Here is a 24,745-nt window from a genome sequence, read left to right as displayed (position 1 = left end):
AAGATGTCAATGTTTTTATAGACCTGAGCCGTCTGCTTTACCGCGAGCAATGGCATATTCACCGATTTTTCGTCCATGAACTAAACCTAGTTCACAGTCTATGCGGTAGTGAATCAGGCCATAAATACGCGACTCTGAAGCCTCCTTGGCTTGTGCGTCGAATTTTGTAGCTTGGTCAGGAAAAATGTAACTCAATACCGTAGCCGCCGCTGCCGAAAACGTAGAGTGCCCCGAAGTATAAGAAGGGAAGTTAGGCAAACCTACCGATGTTTTCAATCCAAACTGCTGAGGACGAGGTGTGTAGTAATAATACTTGGTTTCCCAGCACGCAATCCCTGCATCCATTTCGGCGGTTCCGACCAAGGCCAACGCCCGTGCCATTTTCACTTCACTGAATCGTGCTTCGTGCGCGGCATTGGCAGCAGCACGGTGCCAGTGTCCTGGAGGCGTGTAGCTACCTGCTCCGTCGGCCCAGTAGTTGGCGATGCGAGCTTGTTCGCGCGTTTGGTTGTTTTGGATGCTCTTCAACTCATCCAGCTCTTTTTGCCATTCTGCCGAACCTACCACGTAAGGAATCACAGGGCGGATTTGGCCTAAAGTTGCTTTGTCAAAATTCCACGTAGCCACTGCACCATAATTAGGCAACATCGGCGGACGCAAAGGCGCTTCTTGGCTCACCCACGGCTCTTTGATACCACGGCTCTTAGCGGCTTCTATCATCCCCGCCGTCAGTGCCTGGTTGTTGGCAGCACCCATACCATCCGTTCTAGCACGCCCCATCACTTTGGCCGCAATGGCCCCACCGAGGGTAGTTCCTGCCGACAAATCAGAGGTTACATTCATACCTGCCCATTGGCGGCTGGCCAAATGTTCTTTTAATTTCTCATCCAAATAAGTTACTTCACCAGGAAACATGGCTTTCAATATTGTCACCGAAGCGGCCGCTACCACCGCATCTTCTGAAGGATAGCTTGGCAAAGTCGATACAGGTAACGCTACTGGAATACTGGCATCTACTTTAGAAGGTGCTGCACGCTTGAACTTGTACTTATAACTCCAAGCCGACACCAAGGCATCAAACTGTGCTACCGACAAATACGCCAACGCACGGGCTGTGTATGGTGGGTTTGCAAACGGGAACTTAGGGTCTGCCAAAGGGTTAGCAGCATCGGGTACAGGATATTTCCCATCTGCATTGGAAGCAGGTGGAATGTTGTAACGAGCGGCCAATTCACGGGCGATTTCGTTCCAACGATACACTGCCCCAGCTCCCCAGTACACAACTGCCTCTTTTTGTTCTTGGCTCAAGTTGCTGGCTAAACCCTTCAAGGTAGCCAACTCAGCCACGTATTCTGACGACGTCACTGCTGTTGGAGCAGGTACACTAATTTCTTCTGGAGAAGCCAATGAATAGGTCTTCCAAGTCCCTGCTTTTTCGTCCACACTAGCAGGTGTATAACCTACTCGTTGTGGCTCTTCGATGGTTTTATCACAGGCAAACACACCCACTAAAATTGCCAGCGTAATGCCGCTATACTTCAGGTATGGTACATACTTTTTCATGGATATCCTTACTTTTTAAAATTGAACAAATACAACACTCCCACCATCACACTGGTGCTCTGCCCCATGTTAAGGCCGCTTGTTACATAGCCTACGCGGGCATTCATTCCCAACGCTTTAGGCTGAAATTTACCATACCAACCAACCGTCGTTGCTTCCATGTTGTTGGTTGGGAAAGGCATATCATTGCGGCGAATGTTATCGCCATTTACGCATGAAAAATTCTCTACAAATACTTCCGTTTGCCATTTTCTTTTCAAAATCCCTACGCGCGCACCCCAGTCGGTGGCATTAGGAACACTTACTTCATTGGTATTATACACACGGTCGTCGGCTTGGTAGGCATCACGATCTACGTTTATATTGCTGCGCCATGAGTACGTCCAATGCCCCGTCACATACACTCCTGATTTGTGCTGATAACTAGGCAAAATACGAGCTGATACCGTTTTACACTGAAGCCCAATCGACATAGGTAAAAAGTCGGGAACGTACTTACTCACAGGAATAGAAGCACCCAACAAACCATTGATTGAAAACCCTTTTACTTCTACGGCTTTCCACTTGAGCCAGCCTGACAAATCTTGCAGCCCTTTCTGACCCATCAAGTTCCCCGCCGATGTTTTGGTCCAAACATACGGAAGCGACAGTAGTACATTTAGGCGATTAGTAATTCCAATGGCGGGCATCACCATCACACTTTGGGTCGTATGCGTACCGATGTTAAAGTTTTCGCGCTTGAGGGTGTTTTCCCAATATTCATTCCACGAACTATTGGTGTACATGGTGGCGACACACACTTGCCCTTTAGACATATAAATCGCGTCTGACGGCATCTGGGCAAGCAGCTCCCATCCTCCAAAAGAGCCCATAAAGGCTGCCGTTAAAAGAGTTTTAAGTAAATTTATCTTCTTCATTTTTGTAATTATTACGGTGTAAAAACACCCCGATTGGGGGTAAGATGGCTTAGAACCAACGTGTTAAATTGACCGAAACCGAGTAGTCTGCAAAGGCAGCATCACCGTGACGTACGCCGAGCGGGTCTAGGCGATCAGAGTAACTTTTGGTACGGTTACGATAAAGTGCATAAGGAACATTCAGCGCTGCCGAAAACTTACCTTTCATATAAGCAACACCTGGCTCTACCGACACAATATAACCTGGACGGCGGAATCCTTTGCTCCCACCGATGACATCAATGGCTGGCACACCTTCTACGCGTCCTCCCAACATCACCGAAAGTCCTTTTCCGATGGATTGGCTTATCCCAGCACGTCCCGCAAATTGGTCAGAGACCGAAAAATAGCCCGTTACCAAGTCAATCGTGGTTGCTTCTGGGCTACGGAGTACGTTGTTAGTTTCTTTGGGGTTGAACAAATAATAGCCATTAAAATAGGCAGTAGTCGATTTAGTAAGCTGGGCGTAGCCTTGTAGTTCGAGGCTAAATCCAACTCCTCCGTCTCCCAATTGAATCGATTGGTCAACGGGCTTATTGATAACGTAGTCTTGTTTTTCTTTGTTTAGTTTATGAAAATCGCCCGTTACGCCTGGATTTCCAGTAGGAAGTTTAAGGCCTGCGCCCAAGGCAAAATTAAACTTAGGTAACTTATACGGATTGAGCATCCAATAACTCGCTGTCAGGCGCATATCACCGATACCTTGCGAATATGTATGAAAACGCTTCTGGTCAGGGTTAGCCGAAACCGCATTGCCATAGTGTTCATAAAGCGACGAGCGGTCGTTGTATTGGATAGGCAAATTGATACCAAACGACAAACGCGCACTTGGCTGGTAGCTAATCCCCAAATCTAGGGCATGAGAGAGGTTGATAACTTCGGTATTTTGCTCCAAACGTTCGTGCTGTTCGGCATCGCCTTTATAGTGGCGGAATGACCGAAAATAGCGGTAGCCCATGCTTACCTGCCATTGTCCATTCTTTTGCTGAAAAAACTCAGAAGACGCGGTATTGGCCGCAGTACAACTCATGTGACGCACAGCTACACAGCCCTGCGAAAAGCCTTCATTGGCTAAAAATAAACCGATTAGAGAGTATAGAATTCGTTTCATTTAGGCATGATAATTTTAAACTTCCATGGTTGGAAGGGGTTGTTGAACATAGTTTGTTTTCAACCAAAATCATCACATACGATACGTTTCTTAGGGAGCTTGGTGTACAACTTCCTCCAACTGCGCCATTGGCAAGGCACAGCCTACGGGTGGAATATCCTTGACAGATGTTCCATTGATTCCTGAAAGTGCTGGTTTGGGAATTTCTCCCACAGTTGTACACAATTTTGCGCTTTTACTTGTCCACTTTCTGGCTGCTTGCGTATCGCTACACGTCATAAGCGCCGTAACCGACAATAAAAGTACTCCTATAAGAATTTTCATAGTGAGCTTGGCTTAATGAAAAATGGTTGTCAATAGGCGACAAATAGCCTATTTGAATGAACTACCCTTGGGGCAGGTCACTCATACATTTCATTAAACTTGCTCTGGAGGCGGACAATGAAGCGATAGAATCACTTGAAGTAATGAATGCGAAGGAGTGGCGTAGTTTTCCTGACTCAACGATTCGGTCGCTTGAGCAGTAGGCCATTCCATGATAGTGATAGAAGTGGGGAGATAATTTTTCAACAAATCGGACAAGAGCTTTACCGCTTTCCCCATGGGGCTATCGGGCAACTGGGCCTCTTGGTCGGTCATCTCTTGAATTTGATCGGCCAACTCAAAAAAGCGATCGCGCGCTGTTTGGTTGGTTTTCATGGTTACATACAAAGTATCGTTTTCGTGGCGCTGTTCGGTCACGTTATAAAACTCATCCCCGTGTCTGATTAGCCCTTCTTGCCCTTCGGTATTTTTCCACGTACTATTATAAGGAAGTGTAGGTAAGTGCATTTTGAGGGTCTGCCACTCGTCGTTTGCGACGGTCGGCGAAGCTGTACTAAAATCCTTGTCAAAAAGCAACACGGTAACTGTCAGCCCAAACATATTGTAGAGCAGTAGCAGTAGTAGTCCGATTGCAGTTAATTTTTTCAAGGAATAATGAAATTTTGCCTCAAAGGTATTGAAAACTTTAAAATACTATGTAAAGTTAAAAACAATTTTCGTGCCTAACTTCTCACAAATACCACCAATATTGAATATCGTTCCAATTTATTGTGTGATAAATATTAAGTTGAAGCAGATTAAAGAAACGATAGTCTTGGGCTTTATTACGTACCAAAGCTTGAAAACAATATCCCAATTCGGCCCGAGTAAGCCCAAAATTATATCCTCCCGCAAGGTGCATCCAGTTTTCCGAAATTAAGGACCCGTTGCGCGAGCTCACTGGACCATTTGTTGCTCCTTTGAAGTATAAAAATGCTTCATTGGAGGCCGACACGAAAAACCCTTGTTTTTCTTTTTTGGTATCATATAAAGGCAAAGTTGCCCAAACTTGATAACGACCAATGGATGCCTGAGAAGTGATACGGGTCTGTAAGTTAGTCGGTTGACGCCACTCGTAGCGACCACGGTGGGTAATGATAAAGTTCCCAAGTTTGTGTTGATACGTTGCTTGCGCTACCAGACGATGTTCGTTTTCACGGAGTCCAAAAATATTATGTCGCCCATACGCATACCCTGCGGCAATTGTGAGCGGTTTTGAAAGCTGGTAAGTAGCCAAACCATGTAAAACAAGGTGCGTATGCCCACTCGGAAAACGTTTCCCATCGACTGTTTGGCTAAAAGCATTCATCACCGAAGACGCGTTTACATTGTACCCTAGCTTTTTGGTGAATTTCCCTGCCTGAGAATAACTGGGCGAAATTCCGTACAGCATTAAATCTTGGGCTTGAGTAGCAATGCTCAATACACACCCTAATACTAGAAGTAACTTTTTCATCAAAATAATGGGTCTTAATCTGGTATATAAAAATCCTTCACAAAGAGCGTGCCAAAAAACTCCGCGATTCGTTTGTATCTTTGTCCCCATGAGAATCTTGAATATTTGCGCTTATACCTGGGCGATTGGTGGCCCTGCCCGAATCATTTACGACCATACAACCGTTGTTCTCAAACTTGGGCACGAGGTGGATATTTTGAGTCCGATTACCCCAGGCGACAAGGTGTATCCTGCCCCCGAAGGTGCCCGCGTCATTGTCTGCAAGCGCACCGCACCCATAAGCCGCTTTTTCCCCGAATTTTCCCTTGAAGCTTGGGATTACCTCCGCCAACACATTCACGAATACGACGTGGTTCATTGCCACGGCATTTGGCATTTTGGAAGTGTCGCGCCGTTTTTGTTTAAAAATAATACCCCAAAGGCCATTACCATTCACGGCTTGCTTGACAAATGGGCGATAAATCACGGTTATTGGAAAAAGAAGTTGTTTGGAATTTTGTTCCAAAAACGTTTTTTGAAAAAAGCGCAATTGATTCAAATCAATAACCACGACGAACTCAACGACCTGCACCAGTTTTTAGGTTTTCAGCATCCCAACGTTGCCATTATCCCCAACGGTATGCAGTTGGATGAATTGGCACAATTGCCCCCAAAGGGAACGTTCCGAAGCCAATTTAACTTACCAGCCGATAAAAAACTGGTTTTGTTTATGGGACGCTTGAACATCAAAAAAGGCTTGGATTTGTTACTACCTGCGTTTAAAAAATATACCGAAAAGCATAATGATGCCTTGCTAATTTTGGCAGGCCCCGACGACGGCTACCAAGCCGAAACGGAGCGGTTTATTGCCGAACATCAACTGCAAGATAAAATGATTATGGTGGGTATGTTGACGGGAGAAACCAAAAAAGCAGCTTTGGCCGATGCCGATATTTTTACACTTCCCTCCTACTCCGAAGGTTTTTCTATTGCAGCCCTCGAAGCCATGACGGCGGGGGTGCCGTCGCTTGTTTCTGACCGCATTGGATTTGATGGAACCGTCTCAAAATACAATGCCGCCCACGAAGCTCCACTGACCGTCGAAGATGTTTATTACGGATTGGAAACAATGCTCCAAACCCCTAAATATTGTCAAATACTAGCCAAAAACGCCAAAGAAATGGTATGGGAGCTTTACGACATCAATATCGTAGCGGGAAACTTGGCCAAGGAATTTGAGAAAATACGCAGAAAATAAGCCAACCTTCGGGAAGCTTGGAGCTTCCCGAAGGTTTTATACGTGTAACACCCCGTCGAGTCCCAATTCGGGAATCGGTTGCAAGTTTTCCTCTACAATACTGTCGGGAACGAAGATGAATTTCTTGTCAAAAATCTTACTCTCTACGTAAAAACTCACCCAATATTCGTTGTTGAGGTGGAATACATCGGGCATGATGGTTTCGACTTGCACCCATTGCCCCGCCTCTATTTCAGTAAAAAAGTGGCGTAAGGTAGAAGTGCGTTCTTGATCTGCTTTCGATTTGGCATCGTCGCCCGAATACCCTCTGGAAGTTACAAAAACGTTGGTGATGGTAGTTTCATTCTGATTAATCAAATAAACGCCCCACTCGGCTTCGGTCAGTTCGTTGATACGGCGGGCAATAGTCACCACAACCCCTTCAACTGGCGTAAAATCAATGTCTTTTTTCATATTCTTGGATAAATGAAGCCCCAAAATTAACCCTTTTTGGTGCTACATTCCAAAATGCGACGAAGAGCTGAGTGATGAGCGTTGAACGATGAGTGGTTTTCATCAGTTAAAAACAGGGCTTGAAGAAAAAAGGGCGTTAAAGTTGGACGGAATAGATTCTTTGATGTTTCGGACACTGATTCCGCCAAACATTTTTAGCGGAAAACCTCGCATGAAATGATCGACTCCCATTCGCAATTGTCCCGTACTGAGCGGCACAAATAGCCCCAAATCTGAATAATGAAGCGGAATTTCGGTGGTTGACTCCCAGCTAATCCCTCCTTTGAGTACATAGCGTTTTGCCAAATATTTCCCTTGGTATAAATAACTACCTTTGATATTTTCCTTGTCAAATTCTCGCTTTCCTTTTCGCCCTCCCCAAAATGCCTTTTCGCTGGTCAGGTGCGTTCCATCGCTCAATTCTTTGAGATTTTTCTTGGTTTCGTTGGCCGTTTTGCGGCCTTCTGCTAGGTGTTTTTCCACCAGTGGAATTGTTTCTTTTAACTCCGCTTTCCGTTCGGACGATGTCGCTGGGTCACGAAGCTCGGCTTTTGCTTTCTCAAGTGCCTCTTCCCTCATTTGTTCCATCTGCGGTTCGATTTCCTCCATCTTGTTATAAATCGTTCCTGCCCAATTTTTGGGTACTGTAATGTTTTTTATTCCCTCTTCGTCTTTAGAAACAATGTGCATAAATGCGCTATTTCGCTCACTGTACGTCTTCACCCAACCGTCTTCTGTACGCACCACCGATACGATGCTGTCGCCTTTTACATAAAACCGAATGGCTTTGTTGGGTTCGGGGTCGTAGGTCCAGTCAAATGTCAAATCCATGCAACGGGCAGGTGCATCCTCAAACACGCCCACGGCATACCATGCGTGCTTGACGCTGTGCGTTTCGGTAGCGCATTTGCCAAACATCTGCTCGGCTGTTTTGACGGTGGCTTCCGCAAAACGCTCAAAATTGGTGTAGGGAGTCAAGCTAAAAAGGGTTTGATAGACCAATTTGGCCGCTTTTTGAATGCCAATTCCTTTTTCGATGTTGTAAGGCTGTTTGTGGTCGTTGGTTCCTTTTCCACCTTCCGACAACAGATAAAACCAGTGCGACGCTACCGTGCTGTTGATGTGTTCGCCACAATCATCGTTATCCTCACTTGGCACACACCCATTGGTATCTATCCAAAACTCACCTTCGTAGGTATTAGGCCCTTTACGCTCCGTATCGGTGAGTGTTTTTGGTGATTTCATGTTTCGAATCCCTCCCAAAATTACTTCTGAGGCGATTAGCCAATCGGGAGTTTTCACCTGTGCCCAATGCTCTACGGCAGTCCCTAACATGTCGGCAATACCTTCATTGAGCGCGCCCGACTCACTTTGGCCTAAAAGATTGGCGGTATAGCTAACCAATCCGTGCGTAAACTCATGACCTACAATATCAACTGTTGCCAAAGGGTTGCCATTGATGTAACCAAAATAAATAAGATTGTGCTCTTTTGACCAAAACGCGTTTTTGTAGTGTTCCTTCCATTCCCTTGGGACCCGCCTGATACCGACTTGCGTTCCTTTATTATCAAAACTCGATTGTCCCAATTGGCTTTGATAAAATTCCACTACTTTCTGACCAGAAAAAGCAGCATCTAAAATACCTTTGACCCGATACTCGCCCCGATTCCACTCATTATCGGGTCGAGTAGGCACTTTTTGATTGGTATCAATGACAACAACATAAGGCGTATCGTGCGACGAAAGTAAATACGTTTTCGTATCGCTATCATAAAACGTTTTTATTTTCTGAAATCCATAGTAATTGGTGTTAATCTGCGCAACGGCTTTGTGCTCGTCGGCGCCTTTTGAATGCCAGCAAAAACTCCGATGATTGAGCCGATGCACAATTTGCCCTGACTGAGCATCGACAAAATAAAGAATGTCATCGTGCGAAACTTGATGAACAAGTCGCAGTTTACGCAATGACGGCGTCAAGCGATCAGGAATGATAATGAGTTGCTCATACTTAGGTACGATGGCTGCGGTAGCTACTTTTGAGCCAACCACTTGTATGCTTTTTTCTTTACTGAACGAAGGTTTCAGCATAACTTTCGAAATCATTTCTCCATCAAAGGCATCGCCTGAAGCCGCAAGGGCTTTGCCGTTTGGCTCATGTCTTACTTTAAAATAAGCCCCAAAAACGGGGTATTCTCCCACAAACTGCTGAAATGTCGTAATTTTTGAGCCCGTTGGTAGCGCGGTCGTTTCCCTTTTTTGTAACTGAACGCCGTACTTTTTTTGCATAAATTCCGCAAAGGTTGCAACCGTCACTTCGCTTTCCCGATAAAACTGAAACGACGAAGGGACTTTTGAATACGGGCTTTCCACTTCGTCAAAGTTGGTAGGTACGGGCTGTTCTACGGGCTTTGGTGCAGGAGAAACAGTTTCTGGTTCGCTTGGTTCTTCGGGTTGAGAAGGGGTAGATACACCACCCCCTTTGGCCATTTTAAGCATTTCAGCCCGCGCTTTTTCAAATTCCCTCAACAACTCAGGCGTGGCTTGTCCCTTCGCTTTGAGTTCTTTGATTTGGTCATCGAACATTTTATTGATATAAGCAGGATCTTTGAGCTTGGCCATTTCGGCTTCGGCTTCCTTTACCGCTTTATCAAGTTCGGCCTGTTGTTGCTTTGACGGTTTTTGTTGCGCCAAAGCCTCAACATACAATCCCAAAAACACGACCAATAACCAAACGAGCTGCTTTGCATTCATGGCTTATCCGAGTTTGAATTATAAATTAATCACAAACGTCCCCGACTGTATCTCGGCGTTGGCATTGATAAAATCACTCACTTGGGCGTCAAATGTTCCTTCAATTTTTTTGTTGGTAAAGGTCGAGAAGCGTACTTTCCCACTTTTAGCAAACAGCGGATTATTCTGTCTTTTGTAAAGCAGATTGGCATTTTTGTTGGTTTCATTAGCGGGGATTTCAAACAAATAATCTACTCCCGTTTGGATGTCTTTCCCCACCATCTGAATGGAGATTTCGTTGGCATCGTCTATTTTTCCTACAATCGTCAACAGCCCTCCGACGATGGCCACGCCTCCGCTGGCGGTATTGGCTTTCCAACTTTTACCATCCACTGTTGCGGCAAAAGAGTTAGAGCCACCCGATGGCGTTGGGTCGTCTTCTTTTGACGTTCCTAATTTACAAGCACTTACCAGCACCACTAGGGCTACCAGTGAAACAATAGATTTAAGATTTGTTTTCATTTTGTGTGGTTGTTAGATACGATTTTTCAAAAATCATTTACACTTAGCCAGCACTTCGGCGGCCAGTTTTTTGGCTAACTCGATGTTTTCGTCGTCATTACTGCTCACTTCTACACTCACTTGAAAAGTAATTTTACCGACCAAGACCGTGAGTTCTTTTTCTTTGATACGCCAAGAGGCCGCATCGCCTACTCCAGTGATGTCCTTAAACGTAATCTCGTCGCCCGACAAGTCTTTGGCCATATTGGTCGCAGTTTCGGTGGTTTTGGCATCATAGCCTTTTTCTTTCATCGACTCGCCTGCTTTTTTGAAAGCAGCTTCTTTTTCGGCGGCGGTCGTATTTCGATAAAAAGCCTTAAAATTTTCCAAAGAAGTCGGTTTTCCCATGATTGTAAATAAGTCACTACCTACCCATCTGAGTCCTATTCGATTGGAGGAAGGATATTCCACTTCTCTGCCCGCTATTTTCATTTTACGAACCCTATCACTATCCCAAGTGTATTCGTAGGTATCTTTGTCGTGCTTTTTTGCCTCGGCACGGTAGCTATACGTTTTCTTTGCCTGCGCAGGAACATTGTGATGTTTTTTAATGACATCAAGCGGAAGGAGTTGATCGAGCGTCCCTTTATCAGCGTGTGATTTGAGGCAATCAGCATTTCCAGCAGTAGAAACGGCCTCAGTGTTTGGCGCTTCACTGGCACTTTTTTCGGTATTGTTAGCCGTCGTATTGTTGCAGGCTGTCATGGCAAAAGCCACAATAACAGGCAGAATAATTGTCTTTTTCATGGTTTTAGAAATGGTTTATCGGTGCTGATAAGTCACTACAAAGCTGTGAAACTTGAGGGTCTCCCCCGTCCAGTTTCCAACCGACGAGATATTGACATAATAGGAGTTATTCTGGTTGTCCACCGTTTCTGTCACCGATGCGGTTACGCTTCCTATCGAGGCCACATTTGTAGAAGTCTGGGCCGAGGCGATGGTCGTAAACACGTTGGTCGTATGCGTGTTTTTATTAAATACAAAAGAGATATTAGAGGCCGAATTGTCCCAAACGTACATTCTCACGTTGGTAACCACCACGCCATCGGGGAGGTTTAGTGGCAAATACATGGTTTTACCCGAAGCAGTCGAATTAAACCACGCATAGCCACTCCCCTTGCGAAGCTGGTCGTCCCAATCTTGCGCCTGAACGCTGCTAAAATTGTAACTTTGGTAGTAATTTGACGTATTGGAAACCCTCAAAATACCATCTTTATCCGCAAAAACAGGCCGCCGTTCGCTGTCAGTTGTTTGGTTAAAATCCAATTCTCTGGAACGGATTGTCCCGATACCATTGGTACCCTCGACGTCCAGTGCGGCTTTGGCTTTACCAGATTCTCCCACAAAGAAGCGACCAAATTCAAAGTGAGCGGCTGGAATATCGTCAAGTTGAAACTCTAAGCCTTGGTATCCCCAAATTTTCAACAATTTATCTTGCCCATACATCCCTCCAACAAACGTGTTGTTTTTGGTAAAAAGTGGTAACATGATAAAGCTCTGATCACTTTGTAAAGTCAAAGGCACGGAGCTTTTTCCACGAATGACGACCGAATCAGTAAGGCTATTTTGTAAAAACGTGCTGTTGGAAGGACTAATGACCACACTTTGAGCCACTGCTGTTGCGCCTGCAAAACCATACACACAACTCACTAAAAGAAAGCGCATTACTAACGAAGCAACACTATTTTTGTTTACATTTTTCATTGGCTTTACCCTATTTACTTACGCTCAAACGTAAAGTTTGTCGTGACTTCGCAGGTAGCTTGGGTTGGTATTTGAAACGACACTTGGAGCGTTCCTTTTATTTCTTTGGTAGAGACTACCTCAAAATCGTACACACTTTTAATCGTTGGCTTCGTTTCTGGCAAAACAATGGCCTTGTATCTATTGGGAGCAGTGGTAAGCCAAGGCGTTTTGGGTGGCAGCAAGTCTTCTGGCGTAAAAGGTTTTTTAAACGTTTTATTGCCACTTTTTAGCCCTGCGATACTTTTTAGCTGAGTCGCGAGTTGGGGAGAGCAGTTTTTGGTAATGGGAGGAGCAGTAATGGCTACCCAGTTTCCGTCTTCAGGTTGAATCAGCGCCTCAAATGAAATGGTTCCTCCTTTGGAAACACTGGGCTCGCCCTTCCCTCCAAAATACGTGTGTAATTCCTTCAGATTACGTTTTGTATCGGGATAATGCACGTCTTGATTTTGCTTATTTTTGAAAAAAACCAACGTGCCTTTGTCCTTCTCAAAAGTACCCAAGTAGTTAAACATCCCGTCGAGTTGGGCATAGGTGTATTGGGTTTGGTAAAATTTACAACCTCCTCCCAACTTGCAATACCCAATTGTTACTTGCGCATGAAGTTGCATCCCTAAAGGAAAGGCAAACAATAGGGCTATTTTTTGGAATGTGTTCATGGGATAGGTTGGTTACAGTTTGACAAACTCCACGCGGCGGTTGTTCGCTTTTCCTTCAGCAGTTGTGTTTGGGGCTACGGGCTGCGCCTCACCTTTTCCATCGGTTTCCATGCGCGACGCCTCAATACCAAACTCGCTTTGAAGGGTATTTTTCACCGAAGCTGCTCGGCGTTTCGACAAGTCTAGGTTTTTGGCATCTTCTCCGTCAGCATCAGTATGCCCAATGATGCGGACTTTGACCGTGGCATTTTCTTTCAACACCGTTCCTAATTCTTTTAAAACACCGTACGATTCGGGCTTGATTTTATCCGAATTGACGTCAAACAATATACCTGTCGTGCTAAACTTACCTTCGGTGATGAGCTTGGAGCGGGTGTCGGGCGCACCTACTGCCACGCGTAGGTTGCTTAAATAAACCGTACCTTCAAAAATGCTGGTCGCAAAAAGCATTGAGTACTTGAGGGAAGCGTCAAAGGCTTTGGGTAAGTCCCAAATCTTGGTTTCGTTTACGTAAATGCGCAAGCGGGTTTTTTGTTTCCAAATAGACACGCGGTTGGTCACGTTACTGTTCCAAGTCAACCGATTGGTATTTTCTACAACTTTCTCACTGTTTTTGTCGAATACCCAAACACTACTGCTGCTGCTTTCCCCATCGGCAGTAGGGTGAATATCAATCCCTGCTTGGGCAGATGAGTTAAAATTTTGGTCGAAGGTCAATTTTCGTTCATTTAACACGGGGAAGAAAACTTTCAGGCCAGACATATTGACGCTCAAGTCTTCAGAAGCCAACATATCAAACTCCATTGTGAAGTTCTCAGGGAGTTCTTTGACAAATTCGGGATAGTAAACGCCATTTTTGGCAAATTGCAAAAATTTCGTCCCTTCCATCGTTACTACCTCTCCACTGGCATTGGTATTCCATTTGGCAGGAAAGTCGCCCACGGCATCTTGAGAAAAATCTTCAGTAGCGACAATTTTTTCGCCTGGAACAAAATCAAATTTAGAATATGCCTTCATACTCTTTGGCTCGTCTTTGGCCGCTACCGCTCCCCCTTGAGAATTTGCTTTTGTTGAACCAGATTTACTCGACGACGTTTCGTTTACTTGTGCGTCGTTGCTGTCTTCCTGCTGCTGCTCGTCGTTACCTTTTGAGGTCTTTCCTTTGGTTTTTTGCTCTTTTTCTCCTTTATTTTTCTTTTTAAAGATATTCCCAATCCCTTCTTCAACTTTATCGAGACCTTTGTTAATCCCTTGGTCAATACGGCTATTTACTCGTCCTTCTACGCTTCGTTCAGCCGTTTTTTTGGGGTCTTCGACCCGAATTTGCGCCGTGGCTGAAACCGCCAACATGGCTCCAAAAAAACTACTTAGTCCAATTCCTCGAACCTTGAAAGCTACGTTGATTACCATAGTGTGTATGTGTTTGAATAGAAATCTGATGAGCTCAAAGTTGGGCAATCTCTTCTATACCATTTAGCTTCATTTCATACATCACGATTTTCGCTCCATCAAACCGCCATTTCAATCAATAATTTCCGTTTTCAACGCCCATTGATTCAGACCGAGGCTTAATCAATTCAAAACCTACCTACATAGAGTGATAAAAGGAGATTGGAGAAAATTTGTCTTTCTTTGAGGGTATCAATTGATTCGCTCTGCCACTATGTATCGTCGGTTTGTATTTTGGGTGTTGTTTGTTGTGGGTTTGCCACTTTGGGGCAAATCCGACACCCTCTATGTCAGCCACATCGCTGACCGTACGATGCTGTATGACATCGCCTACTGCACGACCAGTGCGCTCAACAGCGACAAAGATTCTCTTCAACTTTTGCTACAACAGCCTCAACGTTGGCAACGGCTTACGGCTAAAACTCCCAGCTTTGCCCAACGCTCGCATTGGCTTCGCTTTTTTTTGACCAACGATACCGACACCACGCAGACGTTTTACGTTTATCTCACCAATGCCAATCAACGGGTGACGCTCTTTTACGCCCAACATGGCCAGTGGCGTTCTATTACCAGTGGCACTTTGATTCCCACTTCGGCGTGGGCGGTGCCTTATTCTGACAACTATGTTTCGTTCAAAATTCCTGCTCGCGCTACCTTTACCATAGTGCCCCGAATCGCCCACGAACAAGGTGCGTTGCCTTTTTGGACTCATTTTGTCACCCCCAAACCCTCTTGGGGACTGCAACTCCAAAAACCCGAATACCATGCCGAGCGCATCCTCGATGAGTACCGCCGCAATATGCCTGAGTTTCAATACCGAAGCTGGATTCAGGGCGCATTGGCGTTGGTTACGCTTTTTTTAGCCTTACTTTATTATCAATACCGCCACCGAATTTATGCCTATTACGGGGCATACGTCTTGTGTAGTTTCATATTTTCTTTACTTAAAACCCGCGCCTACACCCCTCTGGGTCAGTCGCTTGGCGAGTGGCCGTTGCTCAAAACCCACTTAATGGAATCATTGCTGTGGTGGGGAATCGGAGCGTACCTCTTTTTCATGACGGAATTACTTGACTTGTCCAAAAACCACCCCAACATGAAAAAGTGGTTTTTGCGGCTGGCTTTTGTCTTGATGGGATACGGGGGGCTATATTTGATAGTGATGTTGCTTACCAACGACCTTGGTTTTCAGCAATTTTCGTTTTGGGGCGGGCGTTTTGTCGCTTTTCCCATTTATATCCTTACCCTTTTTTGGATTCGCCGAAGTGTTCGCTCACCCATGGTTCCGTACGTGATTTGGGCCAATGTCGTTTTGGGCTTTTTTGGTTTGTTAGCGTGGTTGCGGGCGGGGCGCGTTATTTTGGAAGGAGTCAAACTGCCCGCCAACGTCGATGATTTGTTGACGCTTTCGTTTGCCGTCGTTATGGAAATCTTGGTACTTTCGTTGGCCATTGCGCATCGTTTTCGATTAAACGAAAAAGAAAAAACCGAAAGCCAACGGGCTTATTTTCAAGAACTTCAAACCAAGGCTGCCAACGAAAAACGCATTGCTGAAACCGAAATGCTGGCCTTACGTTCGCAAATGAACCCCCATTTTTTGTTCAATAGCCTCAACTCCTTAGAATACCTGATTGTGGCCAACGACGAGCAAAAAGCCACCCAATACCTTTCTAAATTTTCCAAACTACTTCGGATGATTTTGTCGCACTCGCGGGAAGAAGCCATTTCACTCGAAGAAGAATTGAATGCACTCAGTTATTATTTAGAAATTGAAGCCACCCGCTTGGGAGAAGATTTTACATATCGCCTGGAAGTCGCCTCCAGCATCGACACGGCCTCGGTGATGATTCCACCGTTGTTGTTACAGCCATTTGTTGAAAATGCCATTTGGCACGGGCTTATGCCCAGCGACGAACCTGAGAAAAAATTGGCGATTCGGATTACCCAAAAAAACGAACAACTGCTTGAGTTTGAAATTGAAGACAACGGCATTGGCCTAAAAAAAGCGACCGAAATCCGAAACCGTTCTACGATGCGTCGGAAGTCGCACGGGATGGAAATCACGCAACGCCGCATTGAGTTGTTTAACCGAAATTACCCAAACCAACTCGCCATCGAAGTAGTTGATTTGAGAAAAAATACACACACTGGAACGTTAGTGAAGATTGGGTATAATTTATGGCCTAGTGCAGCCATTTGATTTGTTTTTTTATTAAATAGACCATTTTTTTGATTTGGAATTTTATAAAATTAAGACAATATTTGATTTGGAATTTTATAAGACAACTAATGTACATTCCCCGTAACATAGATTCAGAACTTGAAAATTGGCGAGTATCTAAACAACGAAAGCCAATACTTTTGCGTGGTGCGCGACAAATTGGAAAGTCAGCGGCAGTCAGACATTGTGCGCTCCAATTTGATTATTTTATTGAACTTAATTTTGACGAAAACCCACGTTACAAGCGTATTTTTGAACAAAATCTCAGCATTAACGAAATTATCGAGTTAATAGAAGCCACTACAAACACTCCGTTAGTAGCAGGCAAGACACTCCTGTTTTTAGACGAAATCCAAGCTTGTGTTCCCGCTATTTCGTCGTTACGGTATTTTTACGAAAAATCTCCCGACCTACATGTGATTGCGGCAGGGTCGTTATTAGAGTTTGTTTTGTCCGAAATTCCCTCTTTTGGCGTGGGACGCATTCGGTCTCTTTTTATGTATCCGCTTGATTTCGAAGAATTTTTAGGTGCTTTCGATGAAAAAATCCTACTCAAAACACTCCGTAATGCATCGCCCGAAAAACCATTATCTGACCTTTTACACGACAAACTCAAACACTATTTTAGACGTTTCTTAGTAGTAGGTGGAATGCCCGAAGTCGTACGAAACTACGTACAGAATAATGATATTCTTGAGACCCAACGGGTAATAGATGATTTGATTGTATCATTTGAAAGTGATTTTGCCAAATACAAAAATCGTGTACCTGTAGCACGTATTCGAGAAGTTTTCAATGCTGTTGTCAGGCAAACAGGGACACAGTTTACCTATTCATACCCACAAGCTACCCTTACTAATGTTCAAATTAGAGAAGCTCTTGACCTTTTACTGCGAGCAGGACTTGTTCATGCGGTTACTCACTCAGCAGCCAACGGGCTTCCTATCGGTGCTGAAATCAACCCCAAAAAGCGCAAATGGATGCTTTTTGATACTGGTATAATGCAACGTATTTTGGGATTATCCATTGGCGATTTATTACTTGAAGATACGTTGGAAGTCATTAATAAAGGAGCTATTGCCGAGCAACACGTAGCACTTGAACTGGTTAAGAGTTATTCACCTTACCAACAACCACAGCTGTATTATTGGCATAGAGACGCTAAAAATAGCCAAGCAGAAATAGATTTTTTAATCCAAAAACACAGCGATATTATACCTGTTGAAGTGAAGGCTGGCTCACGCGGAAGTATGCAAAGTATGTATATTTTTATAAAAGAAAAGCAAAGTCGTTACGGTATTCGCTTTTCCCTCGAAAATTTTTCAAGCCTTCCCTTTATTATGGTTTTTCCACTCTATGCGGTCAAAAATTCAATGCACTTTCAAGTCCCTCAACCATGATACGCGCCATTCTTATTGACGACGAAAAACCCGCAACGGAATTGTTGGAGCTAAAACTCAAACGACTCAACATGGGCGTGCAGGTCGTTGCCAAATTTAACCAGCCCGAAGCTGCCGTGGAGTTTATTCGGATGACACCATTTGACGTGCTTTTCCTCGACATTGAAATGCCCCGCCTCAATGGCTTCGACTTGCTCGCGCAGTTTGCTGATTTTCATTTTGATGTCATCTTTACCACCGCTTACGACCAATACGCCATTCGGGCTTTTCGGGTCAGTGCGTTGAGCTATTTATTAAAACCCATTGAAGAACACGACTTGCGTGAAACCTTGGGGCGTTGGCAGCAAAAACGCATCAAACAACTTCAACCACCTCAAATACAGCTTTTTCACGAACATTCAGCGCCCAAACAAGCACCGCAAAAAATAGCCCTCCCGACCAACGAAGGGCACGAAATCATCGAAATTGCCAACATCATTCGCTGCATGGCCGATGCCAGTTACACGCATTTTTACATGAATGATGGCCAAAAAGTGATGATTTGTCGGACGTTGAAAGAGGTAGAGCAAGCCTTAGAAGCCAATAGTTTTGTACGGGTTCATCAGTCGCACCTCATCAATCCTCAGTTTTTAAAGAAAATTGTCAAACAAGAAGGCGGATACTTACTGATGAGCGATGGCTCTCAGGTACCCGTAACAAAACAAAAACGAGATTGGCTCGTGGAGCAGTTTCAAAGTTTGAGTCGATACTAAACGCGGTTGCGTTGGAGGTATTTTTGAAGTAAAGACCCAATAAATCCGAACAAAAACCCATTTAAAATTGCCGCAATGAGCACCGCTCCAGGCGCAATTTCATCGTTTGGTGGAATACTAGGTAGTACAAACACTTTGAAAGAAAACAAGAAGCTCGAAAGCCCAACGATAAATCCTCCGATTTTACCTAATTTCTGTTTCATGGCTGCCAATTGGTTTAAATATTTTGATGTACAAAGGTAAATTAATTTACTTTGTATTTCAAAGTACTTTTGAAAAATTTATTTTACTCTAAGGAAATAAGCCTTATAGAGGCATTAAAAGCCTCATTTTAACCTTTCAAGAGTTGAATATCGCTATAGCAGAAACGTTTTTTGGTTACGAATACTGTATTTCAGAAGGGTTTTGTACCTTTGCACCTTAGAAACACGTCTATGACCGAACAGATCCTAATTCTTGATTTTGGTTCGCAATATACCCAACTCATCGCTCGACGCGTCCGCGAACTAAACATTTACTGTGAAATTCACCCCTTCAACAAAATCCCCGAAATTACGCCTGCTATCAAGGGAGTCATTCTTTCTGGTAGTCCATGCTCCGTGCGCGACGCCGATTCGCCACGCGTTGATTTGGATTTATTTCGGAATAAGCTACCGTTGTTGGGCGTTTGCTACGGTGCCCAGCTCATGGCGCATACCCTTGGAGGCGAAGTAAATGCCTCTAAGCACCGCGAATACGGCCGTGCCATTCTCAACCATCCCGAACACTCGCTTTTGTTGGATTCGGTATCACCCACGACCCAAGTTTGGATGTCGCACGGAGATACTATTACCAAAATCCCTGATAATTTTGAATTGATTGGCTCTACCGATTCGGTAAAAGTAGCTGCGTTCAAACTTACGGGCGAACAAACCTACGGCATTCAGTTTCACCCAGAAGTAACGCACTCTACCGAAGGCAAAACGATTTTGAAAAATTTCGTGGTGGACATCTGCGGTTGTACACAAAACTGGACATCTGAGTCGTTTGTAGAAAGTACCATCCGTGACCTAAAAGAAAAACTCGGCGATGACAAAGTAGTAATGGCTTTGTCGGGCGGGGTTGACTCTACGGTGGCAGCGTCGTTGGTTCACCATGCCATCGGCAAAAACCTCTACTGTATTTTTGTGGACAACGGGCTTTTGCGCAAAGACGAGTTTGAAAGTGTATTACACTCGTACCAAGACATGGGGCTCAACATCAAGGGGGTTAACTCGAAAGACCATTTTTACGGTCTGCTAGAAGGTTTGACCGACCCTGAAGCCAAGCGTAAGGCGATTGGAAAAGCATTTATTGATATTTTTGACCAAGAAGCCCACCTCATCGAAGATGTAAAATGGCTTGGTCAAGGAACGATTTACCCCGACGTCATTGAGTCAGTTTCGGTCAAAGGCCCTTCGGCAACCATCAAGTCGCACCATAACGTGGGTGGTTTGCCCGATTTTATGAAACTTAAAATCGTGGAGCCGCTCAATACGCTCTTCAAAGACGAAGTTCGTAACGTTGGGCGAGCTCTTGGAATCTCTGACAACATTCTCAAGCGCCACCCGTTCCCTGGCCCTGGTCTTGCGATTCGTATTCTGGGGGATATTACTCCCGAAAAAGTAGCCATTTTGCAAGAAGTTGATGCCATCTTTATCAATGGTCTCAAAACACGCGGCCTCTACGACCAAGTTTGGCAGGCAGGCGCCATGCTCCTACCCGTACAAAGCGTGGGTGTCATGGGCGATGAACGCACTTACGAGCGCGTAGTGGCGCTTCGGGCCGTTACGTCAGTCGATGGCATGACCGCCGACTGGGCACACTTACCGTACGATTTTTTGGCAGATATTTCCAACGAAATCATCAATCGTGTCAAAGGCGTTAACCGCGTCGTTTACGATATTTCGTCAAAACCACCCGCAACGATTGAGTGGGAATAAAGTATGAAGTCCATGGTCGATAGTCCATGGTTTTAAACTATAGACTATCGTCCATCGACTATCGACCATCGACTCCAATGTTAAGTTTCTTCCGCGTTAATGCTCCTTATCAAATCTTGAGTTTCATCGTTGTATTGATGATACTACAAGTTCCTTTGTACATCAGTTCGCCCGATTTGCTGATTCCAGAACTACAATGGATGCTTGTCGGCGAAAAAATGTCACAAGGATTTATGCTTTATCGCGATGTGTGGGACAATTTGAGCCCATTGTCGGCAGCCGTTTATTGGGGAATGGATGAACTCTTTGGCCGCTCTCCCTTGGCACATCGAACGGTTGCCAATATCCTCATTCTTTTTCAAGCGGTCTATTTCAATTACATTTCCAGCGAACGACAGCTTTTTACCGAACGCAACTACGTTCCTGGAGTTCTCTACATTTTATTTTTAAACGTCTCTTTCGATTGTAGTACGTTGTCGCCCGCCCTGATGGGTACGACCTTTATTTTGCTGGCTTTTGGCACGCTCATCCGCCAAATGCAGCGCGAAGGGGTAACCGACGAGGTTTTTGAAATGGGCTTTTATCTGAGTGTAGCCACCCTCTTTTATTTGCCCATGGGGCTTTTTGCACTTTGGACATTTGCTTCCATGCTTTTATATACGGGGGCTACATTTCGGCGGCATACTTTGGCATTCTTTGGCTACGTTTTTCCTTTTGCCCTTATATTACTCTTTTATTTCTTCCGTAATGCACTGGATGATTTAAGCCAGAATCTGCTTACTTCGGCTTTTCGGACACGGCGTTATAATTTCAACGATTTTATTGGTGTGCTTGGCGTGTTGGGAGGGGTGTTTTTGATGGCTGGTTTGGGATTTTTTCAAACATTAAGCTACCCTCGGTTCATCAACTATCAAACGCGTATTCACCAAATCATGATGTTGTGGACAATCACTGCCGTGATTTCGATTGGCTTGATGCCGTTTATCGCTCCGATGCAGTTTTGTGTGTTTATACCGCCTTTGGTCATGTTTTCGGTCAACTTTTTTATGCTGATGAAACGTCGCTGGATGGCAGAGGTTCTTTTTTTGGGTCTTTTTGTGGTACTCTTTTTCTTTCGCTATCAGTCAACATTCCTTGATAACGCATTCAGCATCAACGAATCTACACGTTTGGAAAATCTAAAAATTCAGCCGTCATTGTTGCCTGAACAAATTCGTCAGCAAAAAATTTTGGTGATTGGTGAAGATGAAGGCGAATACAAAGACAATTTTCCTGCAACGGCGTACCTCAACTGGGAGCTTGCCCGCTACGATTTTGATAACTTAGACAGCTACGAAAGCGTTATCAGCATTTTTGATAATTTCCAAGCCGACCCACCTACCTACGTCATCGACAAAGAAAAGCTTTTGCCCGTTTTATTCAAACGTCTTCCTGAGTTGGGCGAGTTGTACCAACCCACCCAATGGAAAGGAATCTATCAGCGCAAATCGGCGAACTCGTCAAAATAATACGCAATTAAACTCAGCTTATTCGCAGTAATCGTCAGGTTGTGAGCAACCTGACGCACGGCGTAAAAACCTGACGCACCTAGCACTCCGTCATACTTAGGGCCAAGCCCGCTTCCGAGGTTTCTTTGTATTTTTTGGACATATCACGCCCCGTGGCGCGCATAACTTTAATGACACTATCAAACGATATTTTCTGCATTTCGGGGTCAATCGTCATGGCCAATAAATAAGCATTATAGGCTTTGGCAGCACCCATGGCGTTGCGTTCGATGCATGGGATTTGTACATAGCCACCAATGGGGTCACAAGTCATTCCGAGGTGGTGCTCGATGCCAATCTCCGCCGCTGCTTCTACTTGTCCCATCGTTCCGCCATACGCATACATCAACATCGCCGCCCCCATGGCCGATGCCGTCCCGATTTCTCCCATGCATCCCATTTCTGCTCCCGAAATACTGGCATTGTGTTTGACCAAAAAACCAATGGCCGCCGCCGCCAGCATTCCTTCTCGCATCTTTTGAGGCGAGTAATGAAAATGGTTCTTCATCAAATACGTCAACCCTGGAAATACCCCAGATGCCCCCGAAGTCGGCGCCGTCACGACAATACTTCCAGCGGCATTTTCTTCCGAAGCCGCCAAACAATAGGCGTTTAAAAACATCAAAAAGCTATCAGTTGTAGCGGCATGGAGTTTGGCTTTTTCGTATAATAGAGCTGCTTTCCGCTGCAAGCGAATACTGCCAGGCAACAGCCCTTTAGCTCGAATTCCCCGCTTGACAGCCTTGTGCATAAACTCTAAAATCTGATCAATTTTTCGTATTATTTCTTTTTCTGATACCCCCGTAATGGCTTGTTCGTTTTGAATCATCAACTGCGCCAGCGTCAGTTGATGTGTTTTCAAATGTTTTTTTAATTCATCCATCGTACTGTAGGGGTACGTGGGCTCACCTTGTGATGCTCCTTCGGGCAATTGCCCTTTTTGTTGGATAAATCCCCCTCCTACCGAGTAATATTCCCCTTCCAACAACACCTCTCCTTCAGCGCTACACAACCGCAAAATCATGGTATTTGGGTGCGGGAAGTTGGCTTTACCTTTATGATAAATGATGCTCTGCGCCGAAATGGGCACTTCTACTCCCTGAAAAGTGACGTAATACTGTTCGTCTTCGTTTTTCATCAGACCGCTCAGATTTTTTGGGTCGCAGGTATGCGGTTGCCAGCCCAAAAGACCTCCTACAATGGCTCGATCGGTACCGTGGCCTTTACCCGTAGCGCTTAGGGAGCCGTACAAATGGATTTCGAGCGAGGTAGCACGCACCGATATTTCGGTGGGCAACAAGGCTAGGTCTTGTAAAAAACGATACGCAGCTTTCATTGGGCCAATGGTGTGTGAGCTAGATGGCCCAGGGCCCACTTTAAATAAATCGAACAGCGAAGTGGTGATGGTATTTTTGGAAGACATATAGTAGTTTGTAAAATGAAGTGCGAGATTGTTGCCAAAAATACAAGAAAAAACGCGAACAAATCAGCTAGATTCGTTCGCGTTTTAAAGTATTAGATGCTTTATTTTTCTACTCTTCCATTCCTTCTTCGTAGGTACTTGTGCGTGAAAATATAGCATCTCTTAGTTTCTTTTGCTTCCATTTGGGAATAATGTTCGGGTTTTTGAAAATCACTTGCAACAATAATTTTTGCGTAATCGTCAAATATCGACTCACTTTGGGTTGGTCCATCCCAAAGGTTTCGGCCAATTCCTCTTGCAAAACACCTCCTTTGAGGTACGTCAACACGAACAAAAGTGCATCTCTCGAATCACTGAAAATGCTGTTTTTACGGACAGAAATTTGCTTTCTTTGGCGCTGCTGCCCCGTAAATGTGAAAAAGTAAAAATACAATTGCCATTCTTCGCGAAAAGCATAGTATAAAGCCAAAAACTCTTCGTTTTTAAGCCCCGTTAGTCTCCTAAGACCTTGTTCGTCGGCCTCAAGCTCGTTGTAGCGCCTTACTGGCATAAAGTTCATTGTCATGATGATGTAAAATTGAAAATGGGTGTGTTTGATTAACTTTTGAAAATGGGTTGATTATGAAATATAGGTTAGCTTGCGTTTCGTAGCATCGTTGACGGGTTGACCATAAACCTTTTTTTGAAAGCCTTGTCAAAATTGGCCGTACTGGTATAGCCCAACTGCGACGCTATTTCTGAAATTGTCCACTTTTTTTCCAACAATTGATTTTTTGCTTCGTCTAGTTGAATCTAGCCCGCTAAAAAGTTGGACACAAATTAGGGTATAACTTTTAAATTTGTGATTCAATGGGAAAGCATCAAAAATCATGGAGCCAGGAGGAAAAACTGACCATAGTGAATTACTACAAAGAACACGGAGCTGCTAAGACATCTAAGGAGTTTAACGTCTCGAGTGCAAACATTTATAACTGGGTTTCCCAGTACGAAAAAGGAGGTTTTTCAAGCCCATCCAGCGTTAGTAACTCTGATAAAGACAAAGAGATTCTTCGCCTTCAGCGAGAGATTCAAGCTTATAAAGAGATAATCGCTGAAAAAGAATTGTCACTTAGAATCAAGGA

Annotated in this window: 24 protein-coding genes; 7 read left to right on the top strand and 17 right to left on the bottom strand. The window is 44.6% G+C overall.

Annotated features, from left to right (window positions below; genetic code table 11):
• Window positions 1–15 precede the first annotated feature (15 nt).
• From K339_RS0106760 to K339_RS32780, 6 genes are all read right to left on the bottom strand, one after another.
• Window positions 16–1,563, bottom strand: coding sequence for a vanadium-dependent haloperoxidase (locus K339_RS0106760; RefSeq protein WP_028522934.1), 1,548 nt, complete (start codon window positions 1,561–1,563; stop codon window positions 16–18).
• A gap of 8 nt (window positions 1,564–1,571) precedes the next feature.
• Entirely contained in the window at window positions 1,572–2,480 is a 909-nt protein-coding gene (locus tag K339_RS0106755) for a hypothetical protein (protein ID WP_028522933.1), read from the bottom strand.
• 49 nt (window positions 2,481–2,529) lie between these two features.
• Window positions 2,530–3,630 carry a hypothetical protein gene (locus K339_RS0106750; protein ID WP_028522932.1) on the bottom strand — a complete coding sequence of 367 codons (1,101 nt, stop codon included), beginning with the start codon at window positions 3,628–3,630 and terminating at the stop codon, window positions 2,530–2,532.
• A 90-nt stretch (window positions 3,631–3,720) separates the two neighbouring features.
• Entirely contained in the window at window positions 3,721–3,954 is a 234-nt protein-coding gene (locus tag K339_RS0106745) for a hypothetical protein (protein WP_028522931.1), read from the bottom strand.
• Window positions 3,955–4,047: 93 nt separating this feature from the next.
• Entirely contained in the window at window positions 4,048–4,602 is a 555-nt protein-coding gene (locus K339_RS0106740; RefSeq protein WP_028522930.1) for a hypothetical protein, read from the bottom strand.
• Window positions 4,603–4,684: 82 nt separating this feature from the next.
• Window positions 4,685–5,449 carry a DUF2490 domain-containing protein gene (locus K339_RS32780; protein ID WP_051397847.1) on the bottom strand — a complete coding sequence of 255 codons (765 nt, stop codon included), beginning with the start codon at window positions 5,447–5,449 and terminating at the stop codon, window positions 4,685–4,687.
• Window positions 5,450–5,537: 88 nt separating this feature from the next.
• Between K339_RS32780 and K339_RS0106730 the strand changes: the two genes are divergently transcribed.
• The gene (locus K339_RS0106730) at window positions 5,538–6,686 is read left to right on the top strand and encodes a glycosyltransferase (protein WP_028522929.1); all 1,149 of its coding nucleotides are present in this window, start codon (window positions 5,538–5,540) and stop codon (window positions 6,684–6,686) included.
• Window positions 6,687–6,722: 36 nt separating this feature from the next.
• Here the strand turns inward: K339_RS0106730 and K339_RS0106725 are convergent, their stop codons facing one another.
• The 7 genes from K339_RS0106725 to K339_RS0106695 form a co-directional block, all read right to left on the bottom strand.
• Window positions 6,723–7,139, bottom strand: a complete 417-nt coding sequence (locus tag K339_RS0106725; RefSeq protein WP_028522928.1) for a hypothetical protein — start codon at window positions 7,137–7,139, stop codon at window positions 6,723–6,725.
• A gap of 102 nt (window positions 7,140–7,241) precedes the next feature.
• A complete protein-coding gene (locus K339_RS0106720) occupies window positions 7,242–9,929 on the bottom strand; it encodes a M4 family metallopeptidase (RefSeq protein WP_028522927.1) in 2,688 nt (895 codons plus the stop codon).
• An 18-nt stretch (window positions 9,930–9,947) separates the two neighbouring features.
• A complete protein-coding gene (locus K339_RS0106715) occupies window positions 9,948–10,430 on the bottom strand; it encodes a hypothetical protein (protein WP_028522926.1) in 483 nt (160 codons plus the stop codon).
• A 33-nt stretch (window positions 10,431–10,463) separates the two neighbouring features.
• Window positions 10,464–11,216 carry a hypothetical protein gene (locus K339_RS0106710; protein WP_028522925.1) on the bottom strand — a complete coding sequence of 251 codons (753 nt, stop codon included), beginning with the start codon at window positions 11,214–11,216 and terminating at the stop codon, window positions 10,464–10,466.
• A 15-nt stretch (window positions 11,217–11,231) separates the two neighbouring features.
• Window positions 11,232–12,173, bottom strand: coding sequence for a hypothetical protein (locus tag K339_RS0106705; protein ID WP_028522924.1), 942 nt, complete (start codon window positions 12,171–12,173; stop codon window positions 11,232–11,234).
• A 14-nt stretch (window positions 12,174–12,187) separates the two neighbouring features.
• Window positions 12,188–12,871, bottom strand: a complete 684-nt coding sequence (locus tag K339_RS0106700; RefSeq protein WP_028522923.1) for a hypothetical protein — start codon at window positions 12,869–12,871, stop codon at window positions 12,188–12,190.
• A 12-nt stretch (window positions 12,872–12,883) separates the two neighbouring features.
• Entirely contained in the window at window positions 12,884–14,281 is a 1,398-nt protein-coding gene (locus K339_RS0106695) for an OmpA family protein (protein WP_157607501.1), read from the bottom strand.
• A 253-nt stretch (window positions 14,282–14,534) separates the two neighbouring features.
• Between K339_RS0106695 and K339_RS32775 the strand changes: the two genes are divergently transcribed.
• From K339_RS32775 to K339_RS0106680, 3 genes are read left to right on the top strand one after another with little or no spacing between them, the layout of a single operon-like run.
• Window positions 14,535–16,520: a histidine kinase gene (locus K339_RS32775; RefSeq protein WP_051397846.1), complete on the top strand. Its 1,986-nt coding sequence runs from the start codon at window positions 14,535–14,537 to the stop codon at window positions 16,518–16,520.
• Between the two features lie 29 nt (window positions 16,521–16,549).
• On the top strand, window positions 16,550–17,941 hold the full coding sequence (locus tag K339_RS32770) for an ATP-binding protein (RefSeq protein ID WP_157607500.1): 1,392 nt from the start codon (window positions 16,550–16,552) through the stop codon (window positions 17,939–17,941).
• Window positions 17,938–18,693, top strand: coding sequence for a LytR/AlgR family response regulator transcription factor (locus K339_RS0106680; RefSeq protein ID WP_028522921.1), 756 nt, complete (start codon window positions 17,938–17,940; stop codon window positions 18,691–18,693). Before K339_RS32770 ends, K339_RS0106680 begins: the two co-directional genes overlap by 4 nt.
• Here the strand turns inward: K339_RS0106680 and K339_RS0106675 are convergent.
• Window positions 18,690–18,896, bottom strand: coding sequence for a hypothetical protein (locus K339_RS0106675; protein ID WP_028522920.1), 207 nt, complete (start codon window positions 18,894–18,896; stop codon window positions 18,690–18,692). The genes K339_RS0106680 and K339_RS0106675 overlap by 4 nt on opposite strands.
• 231 nt (window positions 18,897–19,127) lie before the next feature.
• On the opposite strand from K339_RS0106675, the gene guaA reads away from it, so the two are divergent.
• On the top strand, window positions 19,128–20,654 hold the full coding sequence (gene guaA, locus K339_RS0106670; RefSeq protein ID WP_028522919.1) for a glutamine-hydrolyzing GMP synthase: 1,527 nt from the start codon (window positions 19,128–19,130) through the stop codon (window positions 20,652–20,654).
• 77 nt (window positions 20,655–20,731) lie between these two features.
• A complete protein-coding gene (locus K339_RS0106665) occupies window positions 20,732–22,162 on the top strand; it encodes a hypothetical protein (RefSeq protein WP_028522918.1) in 1,431 nt (476 codons plus the stop codon).
• 79 nt (window positions 22,163–22,241) lie between these two features.
• Here the strand turns inward: K339_RS0106665 and K339_RS0106660 are convergent, their stop codons facing one another.
• The 3 genes from K339_RS0106660 to K339_RS36575 all read right to left on the bottom strand — a co-directional run bounded on the left by K339_RS0106660 (window position 22,242) and on the right by K339_RS36575 (window position 24,416).
• Window positions 22,242–23,624 carry an L-serine ammonia-lyase gene (locus K339_RS0106660; protein WP_028522917.1) on the bottom strand — a complete coding sequence of 461 codons (1,383 nt, stop codon included), beginning with the start codon at window positions 23,622–23,624 and terminating at the stop codon, window positions 22,242–22,244.
• 109 nt (window positions 23,625–23,733) lie between these two features.
• Window positions 23,734–24,189, bottom strand: coding sequence for a transposase family protein (locus K339_RS0106655; RefSeq protein WP_084332128.1), 456 nt, complete (start codon window positions 24,187–24,189; stop codon window positions 23,734–23,736).
• 68 nt (window positions 24,190–24,257) lie between these two features.
• Window positions 24,258–24,416 carry a helix-turn-helix domain-containing protein gene (locus K339_RS36575; protein ID WP_084332127.1) on the bottom strand — a complete coding sequence of 53 codons (159 nt, stop codon included), beginning with the start codon at window positions 24,414–24,416 and terminating at the stop codon, window positions 24,258–24,260.
• A gap of 57 nt (window positions 24,417–24,473) precedes the next feature.
• On the opposite strand from K339_RS36575, the gene K339_RS0106645 reads away from it, so the two are divergent.
• Window positions 24,474–24,745 (top strand): transposase (locus K339_RS0106645; protein WP_028522915.1); only part of this gene is annotated, 272 nt, incomplete at its 3' end.

Origin of the sequence: Runella limosa DSM 17973 (assembly GCF_000482465.1) — a bacterium.
GTDB lineage: Bacteria > Bacteroidota > Bacteroidia > Cytophagales > Spirosomataceae > Runella > Runella limosa.
This window is presented reverse-complemented; position numbering and strand designations above follow the sequence as displayed.